The organism is Corynebacterium sp. HMSC062A03 (genome assembly GCF_001811145.1).
GTDB classification, from domain to species: Bacteria; Actinomycetota; Actinomycetes; order Mycobacteriales; family Mycobacteriaceae; genus Corynebacterium; species Corynebacterium aurimucosum.
Genome location: NZ_KV803702.1, coordinates 15,151 through 27,132, shown reverse-complemented (window position 1 = coordinate 27,132; position 11,982 = coordinate 15,151). Strand labels below are relative to the sequence as shown.

At 60.2% G+C, this 11,982-nt stretch carries 12 protein-coding genes; 4 read left to right on the top strand and 8 right to left on the bottom strand.

Features of this window, described 5'->3' with window-relative positions:
* Positions 1 to 29 precede the first annotated feature (29 nt).
* On the bottom strand, positions 30 to 329 hold the full coding sequence (locus tag HMPREF2781_RS10555) for a metallophosphoesterase family protein (protein WP_070645872.1): 300 nt from the start codon (positions 327 to 329) through the stop codon (positions 30 to 32).
* Between the two features lie 126 nt (positions 330 to 455).
* On the opposite strand from HMPREF2781_RS10555, the gene HMPREF2781_RS10550 reads away from it, so the two are divergent.
* Positions 456 to 884, top strand: a complete 429-nt coding sequence (locus HMPREF2781_RS10550; protein WP_070645870.1) for an OsmC family protein — start codon at positions 456 to 458, stop codon at positions 882 to 884.
* Between the two features lie 31 nt (positions 885 to 915).
* Here the strand turns inward: HMPREF2781_RS10550 and HMPREF2781_RS10545 are convergent, their stop codons facing one another.
* On the bottom strand, positions 916 to 1,899 hold the full coding sequence (locus HMPREF2781_RS10545; RefSeq protein WP_246821848.1) for a hypothetical protein: 984 nt from the start codon (positions 1,897 to 1,899) through the stop codon (positions 916 to 918).
* 196 nt (positions 1,900 to 2,095) lie between these two features.
* Between HMPREF2781_RS10545 and HMPREF2781_RS10540 the strand changes: the two genes are divergently transcribed.
* The gene (locus HMPREF2781_RS10540; protein WP_070645867.1) at positions 2,096 to 3,022 is read left to right on the top strand and encodes a DUF1906 domain-containing protein; all 927 of its coding nucleotides are present in this window, start codon (positions 2,096 to 2,098) and stop codon (positions 3,020 to 3,022) included.
* A gap of 23 nt (positions 3,023 to 3,045) precedes the next feature.
* On the opposite strand, the gene HMPREF2781_RS10535 is transcribed toward HMPREF2781_RS10540, so the two are convergent.
* From HMPREF2781_RS10535 to HMPREF2781_RS10510, 6 genes are all read right to left on the bottom strand, one after another.
* Positions 3,046 to 4,032: a hypothetical protein gene (locus HMPREF2781_RS10535; RefSeq protein ID WP_246821847.1), complete on the bottom strand. Its 987-nt coding sequence runs from the start codon at positions 4,030 to 4,032 to the stop codon at positions 3,046 to 3,048.
* 85 nt (positions 4,033 to 4,117) lie between these two features.
* Positions 4,118 to 5,764: a solute symporter family protein gene (locus HMPREF2781_RS10530; RefSeq protein WP_070645863.1), complete on the bottom strand. Its 1,647-nt coding sequence runs from the start codon at positions 5,762 to 5,764 to the stop codon at positions 4,118 to 4,120.
* Between the two features lie 3 nt (positions 5,765 to 5,767).
* Positions 5,768 to 6,112 (bottom strand): DUF485 domain-containing protein, encoded by a 345-nt coding sequence (locus tag HMPREF2781_RS10525; RefSeq protein ID WP_049154159.1) that lies wholly within the window; start codon positions 6,110 to 6,112, stop codon positions 5,768 to 5,770.
* 434 nt (positions 6,113 to 6,546) lie between these two features.
* Positions 6,547 to 7,404, bottom strand: a complete 858-nt coding sequence (locus tag HMPREF2781_RS10520) for an aldo/keto reductase (RefSeq protein ID WP_070645861.1) — start codon at positions 7,402 to 7,404, stop codon at positions 6,547 to 6,549.
* A gap of 165 nt (positions 7,405 to 7,569) precedes the next feature.
* Complete coding sequence (locus HMPREF2781_RS10515) at positions 7,570 to 7,926, bottom strand: FKBP-type peptidyl-prolyl cis-trans isomerase (RefSeq protein ID WP_010187736.1); 357 nt, start codon at positions 7,924 to 7,926, stop codon at positions 7,570 to 7,572.
* 172 nt (positions 7,927 to 8,098) lie between these two features.
* Positions 8,099 to 9,391, bottom strand: a complete 1,293-nt coding sequence (locus tag HMPREF2781_RS10510) for a citrate synthase (protein ID WP_080975042.1) — start codon at positions 9,389 to 9,391, stop codon at positions 8,099 to 8,101.
* Between the two features lie 151 nt (positions 9,392 to 9,542).
* Between HMPREF2781_RS10510 and serC the strand changes: the two genes are divergently transcribed.
* Positions 9,543 to 10,673 (top strand): phosphoserine transaminase, encoded by a 1,131-nt coding sequence (serC, locus tag HMPREF2781_RS10505; protein WP_070645859.1) that lies wholly within the window; start codon positions 9,543 to 9,545, stop codon positions 10,671 to 10,673.
* A 118-nt stretch (positions 10,674 to 10,791) separates the two neighbouring features.
* Positions 10,792 to 11,976: a septation protein SepH gene (sepH, locus tag HMPREF2781_RS10500; RefSeq protein ID WP_070447326.1), complete on the top strand. Its 1,185-nt coding sequence runs from the start codon at positions 10,792 to 10,794 to the stop codon at positions 11,974 to 11,976.
* Positions 11,977 to 11,982: the final 6 nt, after the last annotated feature.

Sequence of the window (11,982 nt, the reverse complement as noted above, 5' to 3'; positions counted from 1 at the left end):
AATAGGGTGTCCACTAAACGAGGGTAACCTCAGTCCGGCTGGTCCACCACGTCACCAAGGTGCGTAGCAAAGTCCATGTTGAGCGCTTCCTGGTTCTTCACCAGCCACTCGACTTGCGCCTTAAAAGGCTCACTGCCGTAGCGCGCCTGGGCCAAATTGCCGGTTTCCGGGGTGGAGTAACGGGAGTAGAACTGGCTGTCCGGCAGCACGCCGATGCTAAAACGTGAGCCCAGGCCTTCTGAAGGTTCGGCAGCAGAGGCCGGGACGACGAGGAACGTACCGGCCACCGAGGCGGTGACCACGGTGCCGAGCAGGCGGCGAGAAGCCATAGTTCTTCCAATCACAGTGAATAAAGCCAAAAGAGACATAAGAAATGTATTCTCCATAGCTTTCCCTCACGTAACGACCGCATGAACGCACGTTTAAATGATTACCCGCCGCTAGGATGAACGCTCATGAGCAATATCACTAAGAAATACAACGTCGACGTCACCCGCGTAGATACCGGTCGCTACCGCGCCACGAATGCCGCAGGTGCGACACTCGAGTTCGGCACGGGCGAAGGACTGCTAAGTCCGGTCGAGCTGCTCCTCGCCGCCGTAGCTGGCTGCTCAGCCGTGGACGTCGACGTGGTCACGTCCCGGCGCACGGAGCCGGAGCTTTTCGACGTCCACGCGGAAGGCACCCGCATCAACGAGGACGGCGCCTCAAGGCTGAGCGACGTCAACGTGGAATTCTCCCTCCGCTTCCCGGATACCGACACCGGGCGCCAGGCCCAGTCCATGGTGGAGCGCCTCGTTCGCATCTCCCACGACAAGGACTGCACCGTGTCCCGCACGGTAGAAAACCCCACCAACGTCACGTTCCGCACGACCCAGCCCTAAGGCTGCACGTTTTAAGCGCCTGTGGGGTGCTTTAAGCGAAAGGGTTGTCGTCGCGCGAGGGGTGCTCCTCCCACGATTCGGCGAAGGGGTTGTCCATGGCTTGCTGCATAGTGTGGGAGCCATCCCCGAATGGGTTGTGCCCGGCATCGGAGCGCTGGCGGCGATAGCGCTCACGATCCGCCTGCGCCATGTAGCCCAGCTCTTCGCCGTCCACCACGAGCCAGGGAAGCGGGCTGGGATCCACCATGCGGCGCGGACGTCCCTGATGCGGTGAGGACAACATAGTGCGGATATCCGTCCGAGCCTGGTCCAGTTCCCCAAGATCCTTTGGACTCATTGAGGTTTTAATAGTCTTGCCGCCGCCGGTTCCAACCACCTCAGCCTTGAGCATGCTAAAAGAAAAGACTCCTGAAGGAATCGAGGGATTGCGCATGTCCACCTTGTCGAAGGCAAGGACGTCGTCATCGTCGAAAACCAGGATGAGCCCTTGCGGGGTGATGTACACCCAGGCCTCGTGCTGCATATCGACGTCTACCCGGTAAAACCCAATGAGCGGCTCGTCCGGCTCCAGCAGCCCATAGGCGTTGAGTTGTATCGTTCCCACACCACCACACTGCGCAAAGCCGTGATCCCACAGGTAGTGCATCTGACCTTGCAGCAACACTTCCCACAAGCCACGAATGAAGTCAGACAGGAGAGCGCCGTACTTATTGGCTAGCGGCTTGTGGATGCGCAGGTAGCCCGAGCGGATCTCAAACACGATCGGGTACGTCAGGGGCAGTGATTCGACGAAAGCCTCATCGATATGCAGGCGGCCATTATTCGCCTCGATGAATTCTTCCGCGGGGAAAAGATGCTCCACCACGAGGGTGTTTCCTTCTTCACGGGTATCGAGGATCCACTGAGAGTTCCGACGGCAGTTCTCGATGTAACCCTGAAGCACCACTTGCACCTCAGCATCGCTGAACTGCTGGTGGTTCAGCCGGAACACGCTGTCGCCCTGAATGAAACGCATTCTCAGCTCTTCAGCCATACTTATTCCTCCGTCTTATGGGGCTCCGTGCACGTTTATGGCCCTGCGAGGCGCACCTGTGCACCCACCCATACTAATTGTGGTGCAATTTTAGACCATCGTGGCTAAAGTGACTTCAGATACTTTCTTCGGCCCCATCTTTGTCAGCCCACTTGACCCTCGCTAGGAGAACTCCATCATGTCTTTGTCCCGCCGTTCCCTTATCAAAGCCAGTGCCCTCGCGCTGACCGCCGGTGCCATCGGCAGCCAAGCACCCGCTGCTCTCGCCGTAGGCCCAGCTTTGGGCACCATCATCGATTTCTCCGCCGGTGTCCCCTCAGCGCGCGCTATCAAGGCAGCTGGCCACCTCGGCGCCATCCGCTATGTCTCCCAGCGCCGCCCCGGCGCCGACTGGATGAAGGGCAAACCCGTTACCCTAGCGGAGACGCAGGCCAACGCCGCGGCAGGCCTCAAGACCGCCTCCATCTACCAGTTTGGTCGCGCCGAAACCGCCGACTGGCTCAACGGTGCTGCGGGCGCTGCCGTCCACGCACCGCAGGCCATCGCCATCCACAAGGCCGCGGGCGGGCCAACTGGGCGCCCCATCTACATCGCCATCGATGACAACCCCACCCGCGCCCAGTATGAGAACCAGATCCGCCCCTACCTCAAGGCCTTCTCCGCAGCGCTGAGCGCCGCAGGCTACCAGACCGGAGTCTACGGCAATTACAACGTCATCGACTGGTGCGTTGCCGACCGCATTGGCCAGTTCTACTGGATGCACGATTGGGGCTCCGGCGGGAAGATTCACCCGCGCACCACCATCCACCAGAAGGCCAAGACCCAAGCCACTATCGACGGCGTGACCTGCGATATTAACACCGTCTACGCCAATGACTGGGGTCAGTGGACCCCGGGCCAAGGCGCGGTGACACCGCCCAAGGTCAAGGACATCCCGAGCGTGCCGGACAACATCCCGCTGCCCAACATCACCCTGCCGGATCCCACTGGTCGCGGCTCCAGTGTGAGCAGTGATGGCATCACCATTGCTGGTTCTTCCATCAGCAATGACCAAGTCCGCGGCGCGGTGGATATCCTCAACACCGTGCGCAAGTCCATGGGCTAAATGCCCCGCAGCGGCGCGGCGCCTTACCGCGCCGCAGAGGTCTTCGAGGCCGACGTTCTAGACGTTGGTTGAGAGGACGGCGCAGAAGAAGACGGCTCCGAAGATGTCGCGGCAGCCGGCGTCGCTGTCGTGGAGGTCGCAGTGGGCGCAGCGCTGGACGTCGTCAAGCGCGTGGCAACAGCACCAGGATTAGCCAGCGCCTCCTTGTTCAGGTTGTTGCCCTTCACCAGGTTCTTACCGGTGATCTCCTTGCGTACATAGGACGTGAGTTCCTGAGCGCTTCCTTCAATGGACGCAGCCACAACGAAGTTCGCCCCAAAAGAGACCGAGGAATGGCGATCCTTGCTGTCCGACCATCCCCACTTAGAGCCCACGACGTCGCTCAGCTTCGCGGTGCCATAGTTCTGCTCATATCCGTCGGCCGATACGGCATCGGCGTGGGACATCGCCACCAACACAGGGTGCGTCGGATCATCCTCCATGAGCTGGACAATGAACCGCACGACGTCGTACGTAGAGGTCATGGAATGCCCCCAGTCCTCCCCCGCGGACGTGGACTCCAAGCCATATTCCTTAGCGATGGCATCGATGGATCGCGGATATTTCTCAAAGAGCTGTGCGGCGCTCTCGTCGGAGGAATCAGCAATCATATCCAGCGCTACGTACTTATCCTCAAAGGACCCGCGTTCCAACACGTAGGTTGCGATGTAGAGCTTAATCAAGCTCAGCGCATAGCGAGGTTGATGCTCGGTGGCTGAGCCCATGTGCATGCCAGTCTCAATGCGGTAATACGTGATGGCCTTGGACTCATCGCCCTTGAGGAACTGACCTACTGAGTCCGGGACAGCAGCCAGCTGCAGCTGGCCTTTCCGATGTGTGATGGGGCCAGGTTTGCGTACGCTGGTCTGCGCTGAACCTCCAGCCGCGGAGTCTTCTTCGTGCGCTGGCGAGCACGCAACGAGAGAGGCTGCACCGAGTACGCACGCCAGAAGGGCGGCGCCAGCTCGCACTGACGCCGCCCTGTGAGAAGGCTGAGAGTAAAACACGATGTTTGAGTCTACTCTCTACCGCCTGAAACGGTGTGATTGAGGCGTTTTAGTGATCCACCGGAGCCTCAACACCCACGCCGGTCAGGGAGCGAACCTCCATCTCGGCGGACAGTTCTTCTAGGTTGTCCGGCGGGGTCATGATGGAGACAATCCAGCCGGCGAAGAAGGCCAGCGGGATGGTGACCAGGCCCGGGGAGGACAGCGGGAAGATGGACCAATCGGCGTTCGGGAACATCGAGGTCGGGGTACCGGAGACTGCCGGGGACAGGAAGATGAGTACCAAGCAGGAGATAACACCGGTGTACATCGACGCCACGGCACCTGCGGTGTTGAATCGACGCCAGTACAGGGAGTACAGGATGGTCGGCAGGTTGGCGGAGGCAGCCACGGCAAAGGCCAGGGACACCAGGAAGGCAACGTTCTGGGTCATGGCCAGAATGCCCAGGATGATGGAGACAATGCCCAGGACGACCACGGTGATCTGGGAAACGCGAACCTGCTCAGCCTCGGTGGACTCACCGTTGCGGATGACGGAGTGGTAGATATCGTGCGCGATGGAAGCCGAAGCAGTGATGGCGAGGCCGGCGACAACAGCCAGAACGGTAGCGAAGGCCACCGCGGAGATGACCGCCATGAAGATGGAGCCACCGATCTCCAACGCCAGCAGCGGGGCCGCGGAGTTCGCACCGCCCGGTGCGGCGAGGATGCGGTCCGGGCCAACGAGGGCGGCAGCGCCGTAGCCCAGAACCAGGGTCATCAGGTAGAAGGCACCGATGATGACGATGGCCCAGGTAACGGAGCGGCGAGCCTCGGTCGCGGTCGGCACCGTGTAGAAGCGCATGAGAACGTGCGGCAGGCCACCAACACCGAGAACGAGGGCAATACCCAGGGAGATGAAGTCGAGTTTCGTGGTGAGGTTCTTGCCGTACTTCAGCCCCGGCTCCATGATCTGGGAAGCCTCGTAGCCGCCTTCCTTGATTGCTTCGGAATTAGCGTGCATATCAATCGCCTGGGTAAACAGGGCGCTGAAGCCGCCCTTCAGCAAGACAAAGGTGAGGATGCACATGATGACCACACCGGTGACCAGGAGCACGGCCTTGATCATCTGCACGTAGGTCGTGCCCTTCATGCCACCGACAAGAACGTAGACGATCATGAGGATGCCCACGATGCCAACGACGACGGCCTGCCACTTGAAGTCGTGAATATTCAGGAGCACGGCCACGAGGGAGCCCGCGCCGGCCATCTGTGCGATGAGGTAGAACAGCGACACGAACAAGGTCGAGATTGCCGCCGCCACGCGCACCGGGCGCTGCTTGAGACGGAAGGACAGCACGTCCGCCATGGTGAAACGGCCGACGTTGCGCATCGGCTCGGCGACGAGCATCAGAGCAACGAGCCAGGCAACGAAGAAGCCCACTGAGTAAAGGAAGCCATCGTAGCCATTGAGCGCGACGGCACCGACGATGCCCAGGAAGGATGCGGCGGACAGGTAGTCACCGGAGATAGCCAGGCCGTTCTGGCGGCCGGAGAAACTACCGCCACCGGTGTAGAAATCAGAAGCTTCCTTCGTGGACTTACCGGCTTTCAGCACCACGTACATGGTGACGACAAGGAACGCCGCGAAGACTGAAATATTGAGAATCGGATTGCCGGCGGAGGATTCCGCTGCGGCCAAGGTCATGGTCTGCATTGTTTAGCCCTCCAGTTCCTGGCGAATGGCCGCTGCCTGCGGCTCGATGTTCTTATTGGCGTAGTTAACGTAGATATACGTGATGATGAAGGTGGTCAGAAACTGGGCTAGCCCGAAGATGAGGCCAACATTCCAGCCTCCCCCAAGTTCAATAGCCATGAAGTCTGGCGCAAAAACGGCGGCCAGCACGTAGAGGACGTACCACACAAAGAACGCCACAGTCATGGGGAAGGTGAACTTGCGGTATGTGCCGCGCAGCTTGGCAAACTGCGGGCTGTCACGCATCTCGATGAACTCTTGCGGCGTAGGTTCGCGGCGCGAGTTAATCGAAGCAGGTGCGTCAGTCATGTCGCTCTCCTTACAAGGGGTCTTTTCTCCACAAACCGTGGTGAGAGACAAAGGTAGTGTCTTCAATCACGTTTTGCCTTGCACAGTAAGTTACCTAACCCCTCTTGCAAGGTTGTAAATCCTGCCAAGAAAAGTTAATAACACGCACTTTTACTACCCCCTCCCCCTGCATCTACAAGGCATTTTCAGCTCACCGCTAGCACCCCCACAGGAGAATTCAAAGAGGGAATCTAATTTAGCAAACCGAAACTTCGCAGGATCTTTAACAGATCTTCACTCTCCTCTCCTGCCGATCCCCACCTTCCCAGGCACACAACAAAGCCCGCCTTCAGCACCCCACCCTTCTTCCCAAAACATTGAAGGAAAAAGAGCGCGATGCGGAAGACGGGCTCCATCGCTCACGGGCACGTAACGCACCCCGCAGTGTTCAAGCTTTAGGCGCCAGGAAACTCACGCGGGTCCTTGAACATGCGGCCAAAGCCTTCCTTGCCATCAAGCGCGTCGAGTGCCGCGACATCTTCGGCAGTAAGCTCTACCTCCGCGGCAGCGAAGTTTTCCGCCAGGCGCTCGCGGCGGCTGGACTTCGGAATGACCGAAATTCCCTTGTTCAACAGGTATGCCAGGACAGCTTGGCCAGCAGTAATATTGTGTTTCTCAGCTACTGCCTCAACCTCGGGGTTAGTGAGGACAACACCGCGCGCCAGGGGCGACCAGGCTTCCGTCACGATGTCATGCTTGTCATGGAATCGACGCAGCTCCGACTGCGTAAAGCCCGGGTGCAGCTCCACCTGGTTGAGGACCGGCACGATGCCCGTCTCATCGATCAAAGTTTGCAGAGTCTCTTCATAGAAGTTGGCCACGCCAATCGACGCAATCTGACCCATGCCCTGCATGCGGGCAATCTCCTCGAAGGTCTCCACGTACAACCCGCCCTGTGGCCAGGGCCAGTGGATGAGGTAGAGGTCAAGGTAGTCCAGCTGCAGCTTGTCCAGGGACTCGCGGAAAGCCTGGCCCACTTTGTCCTTGCCATGGTGGTCGTGCCAGACCTTGCTGGTAATAAAGAGCTCATCGCGGGTCACGTCGCCGGCCTTCATAGCGGCGTTGAGCGCCTGGCCCAGCTCTTCTTCATTCTCGTAGAGGGTGGCTGTATCGAAGTGGCGGTAGCCTAGGTCGATGGCTTCGCGCACGGAGCGGACAAGCTCCTCCCCGCGCAGCTTGTAGGTTCCGAGACCCAATAGCGGCATCTCGCGGTCATCATTGAACGTAGTTTGTGGGACACTCATGTCCCCCATTTGTGCCGCACTGCCGCGCGCTGCGTAGCAGAAAAGGGCGGTACGGCTCCTTCAGCTCCGACGAAAACGCGCGAAACGCCCTCACCAATGTGTGCCGTGCTCTAATGCGCGGCCGGTCAGGGCGTCGTTTAAAGAGATAAAGAGGGGCTGTGCCCCCTTCCTCCTTTAGGCGCGAATGAGATCGATGACGAAGGTCAGTGTGCGGCCAGACAGCGGGTGTGCGCCACCAGCCGGGCCATAGGCCTTCTCCGGCGGGATGACCAACTTACGGCGGCCGCCAACCTTCATGCCAGGGATTCCTTCCTGCCAGCCGGCGATGAGACCGGTCAGCGGGAATTCGATGGACTGGCCACGGCCCCACGAAGAGTCGAACTCCTGGTTCGTCTCGTAGTCAACACCAACGTAGTGGACCTCAACGAAGCCGCCCGGCTGGGCTTCGGCGCCGTCACCCACCACAATGTCTTCGATGACAAGGTCCTGGGGAGCAGGCTCCGTTGCCGGCTCAATTACGGGCTTTTCCATTGGGGATTATCCTCCTTGGATTACTTTCTTCTTTGCTGGCCGCATACACGTAGGCCGAGCCACAACGTCCTCCAGTATAAACGGAGATGTGGGGCTCGGCCCTAGAAATGCAGCGTATGGGCTATACGCTAAGCCGCGGCGGCCTGTAGACGGCCGCCGTAGAGGCTACCGTTTAGCGCTCGCTACGCGGGGTGACCTTGCGCAGGGTCTCGCCGGTGTAAATCTGGCGCGGGCGGTTGATCTTGGTGTTGAGCTCAAGCTGCTCGCGGTACTGAGCAATCCAGCCCGGCAGGCGGCCGATGGCGAAGAGGACGGTGAAGAAATCCGTCGGGAAGCCCATGGCACGGTAGATGAGGCCGGTGTAGAAGTCCACGTTCGGGTAGAGCTTGCGGGAGACGAAGTAGTCGTCGTTCAGCGCAATCTCCTCGAGCTTCATGGCCAGATCCAGCATCGGGTCGCCGCCCAGGTGATCGATAATCTCGTGAGCGGTGTCCTTGACGATTGCCGCGCGCGGGTCGTAGTTCTTGTACACACGGTGGCCGAAGCCCATCAGGCGAACGCCCTTTTCCTTGTTCTTCACGCGGTTCATGAAGTCGGTAGCGTCACCACCGTGGTTGTTCTGGATATCCTCAAGCATCTCCAGAACGGCCTGGTTAGCACCGCCGTGCAGCGGGCCAGACAGCGCGTTGATACCACCGGCGATGGCAACGAACAGGTTGGCCTGCGCGGAGCCGATCATGCGGACGGTAGAGGTGGAGCAGTTCTGCTCGTGGTCAGCGTGGAGGATGAGGAGCTTATCCAGGGCCTTGGCCACAACCGGGTCAACCTCGTAGTCCTCGGTCGGGTAACCAAACATCATGCGCAGGAAGTTCTCGCGTGCGTTGAGCTTGTTATCCGGGTACATATAAGGCTTACCCTGCGATGCGCGGTAAGCATAAGCGGCCAGCATCGGCACCTTAGCCAGCAGACGGACGGTAGCCTTGTCCAGCTGCTCCTCATCCAGCGGGTTGAGCTGGTCCTGGTAGTAAGCGGAGAGAATGTTAAGGGAGGAGGCAAGAACGGCCATCGGGTGCGCATCGCGCGGGAAGATGTTGAAGGCCGCCTTAAAGTCCTCATCCAAGAGGGTGTGGTGGCGAATTTCAGTGTTGAACTTCGACAGCTCGTCCTCGGTCGGCAGGTGGCCCTTAATCAGCAGGTAGGACACCTCGTTAAAGGTGGCGTTCTCAGCCAAATCCGCGATGTCATAACCACGGTGGCGGAGAATGCCTTCCTCACCATTAATAAAGGTGATCTTGGACTCGGTGGAACCGGTCGCTGCATAACCCGGGTCGAAGGTCACCAGGCCAGTCTCGTTACGGAGCTTGCCAATGTCGAAGCCGGAGTCACCCTCAGTGGACTGTTTAATGTCCATCTCGTACTCGCCGCCGGGGTACTGCAGTACAACCTTGTTCTTTTCAGAAGCCACGTGTTTTCCTTTCCTCAATGTTCAACGCCGACCACGGCCGGCGCGACAGATCTAAACCTCTTCACACTGTAGCAAAACCTGTGACTCTGCCAACATTGGCAATCCTGGCAAAGTATCTAGTGTGCGAACGAAATTAGGCTACACTGCCCCCATGAGCAACTCAGAACTCGTCCTGCCAGCAGATCTCCTCCCTTCCGACGGCCGTTTTGGCTGCGGGCCTTCCAAGGTCCGCCCAGCCCAAATTGAGGCAATCACCGCCGGTGCCGACACCATCATTGGTACCTCGCACCGCAAGCCAGCCGTCAAGAACCTCGTCGGCTCCATTCGCGAGGGGCTCTCTGAGCTATTTTCCCTACCAGAGGGCTATGAAATTGTTCTCTCCCTTGGCGGCGCTACCGCTTTCTGGGACGCAGCAACCTTCGGACTGATCGAGAAAAAATCCGCCCACCTGAGCTTCGGTGAATTCTCCTCTAAATTTGCTAAAGCCGCTGCCGCTGCCCCGTGGCTCGACACCCCGCTCGTCACCGAAGCCGAGGTCGGCACCGCCCCAGATCCGAAGGCAGCAGCCGCCGAAGGCGCAGACATCATCGCGTGGGCCCACAATGAAACCTCCACGGGTGCGATGGTCCCAGTGACCCGCCCCAATCCGGATAACGCAGAGCAGCTTGTTGTCGTCGACGCCACCTCTGGTGCCGGCGGTCTGCCGGTCAACATGGCTGATGCCGATGTCTATTACTTCTCCCCGCAGAAGTGCTTTGCTTCCGACGGCGGTTTGTGGCTGGCAGCAATGTCCCCGGCAGCCCTCGAACGCATTGAGAAGATCAACTCCTCCGATCGCTTCATCCCGGCCTTCCTCAACCTGCAGACTGCAGTGGACAACTCCCGCAAGAACCAGACCTATAACACCCCGGCTGTAGCCACGCTGCTCATGCTGGAGGAACAGGTCAAGTGGATGAACACCAACGGCGGCCTCGACGGGATGGTCAAGCGCACCACGGAGAACTCTTCCATCCTCTACGACTGGGCAGAGGCCCGCCCGGAGGCCACCCCCTTCGTGGCCGAGCCTTCTGCGCGTTCCCTGGTGGTCGGCACCATTGACTTCGAAGATTCAGTCGACGCCGCTGCGGTCGCCGCAACGCTGCGCGCCAACGGCATTCTCGACGTCGAGCCCTACCGCAAGCTCGGCCGCAACCAGCTGCGCGTGGGCCTGTTCCCGGCGATTGACTCGGCGGACGTCACCAAGCTCACCAAGGCTATCGATTACGTCCTAGACAACCGCTAAGTTTCACTCCTTTTAGTTACGTCACACAACATGCCCCGCTCTCTTGCCAGAGTTCGGGGCATGTTCTGGGTAAAGTGGACTTCATCACATGTCCGCTACCAGGCTAAGGAGCGCCATCATGCGCGAGATTTTCCTCGCACCCAGCGACTCAACTGACACCTCGCTCGTCCTCCGGGCTGAGGATGGTGAGGAATTCTTCCTCGAAGTCACCGACGAGCTTCGCGAGCTTTTCGCTCCCGCCGACTCCGCCGAATCTGAATCCGAGACCGCGGCGGAAGACTCGGCCGCCCAGGATGAGGGCGACGCCACCACAGCAACCGAAGATTCCACCACCGCGCCTGCACAGGCTGAGCGCTCCACCGGTTTGCGCACCGTCATGCCCGCCTCTGGCGGCTCACCTTCCTCCCCACAGAGCCAGCCCGCACCGCAGGCACAAGAAATCCGCCTACGGCCCAATGAGATTCAGTCCCGCATCCGCGCCGGCGCAACTGCCGCGGAGATCGCCGAGGAACTCGGCGTTCCGGAATCCCGCATCGAGCCTTTCGCGCACCCAGTGCTCTTGGAGCGGGCGCGCATCGCGGACGTCGCCAAGCAGGCACACCCCATCCGCGAAGATGGCCCGGCCAAGCTCACCCTGTGGGAGATTCTGGCCACTGCCTTCGCCGCCCGCGGACACTCGCTGTCGGAGGCCACGTGGGATGCCTACCGCCACCAGGGCGAGCCGTGGATCCTGCGCATCACCTGGAAGACTGGGCTATCCGCCAACGAGGCAGAGTGGACCTTCAAGCAGACCATGTCCTCGCCGGCCACGGTGGAGGCACGCAACTCTGTGGCGGCAGACCTGACGGACCCGGACTTCGTCCAGCCGGTGCGTTCGCTAACCTCCGTGGGCCGCGGCGAGCGCTATGACGAAGCCATCGACGGACGCGACTACGCCGAAGAGCGGGAGGTCAACGAGGACGCGCGCGCTGGTACTCCCGGCGTGACGGAACTGTCTTCCTACACCGGCGGCGACAACGCCGGTAACCGAGAAGACGCCGACGGTTACGCCGAGCCTTCCGTGCTCCCCTCCCCGCACGGCGGAGAGCACCCGGCCGAAACCGCAAGCGCTGAGGACTCAGCTCCCGCTGGCGAGGAGTCCGCACCGCAGTCCGAGGAGAAGGAGACGGGAGTGGACGAGGACTTCCTCCAGAACCCGGATCCGGAACCCAAACCCACCAAGCGCCGCCGTAAGGCCGTCACCCCGCACTGGGAGGATGTGTTGCTCGGCGTCCGCTCCTCTACCAAGCGCCCCCGCAATTAGCGAGTA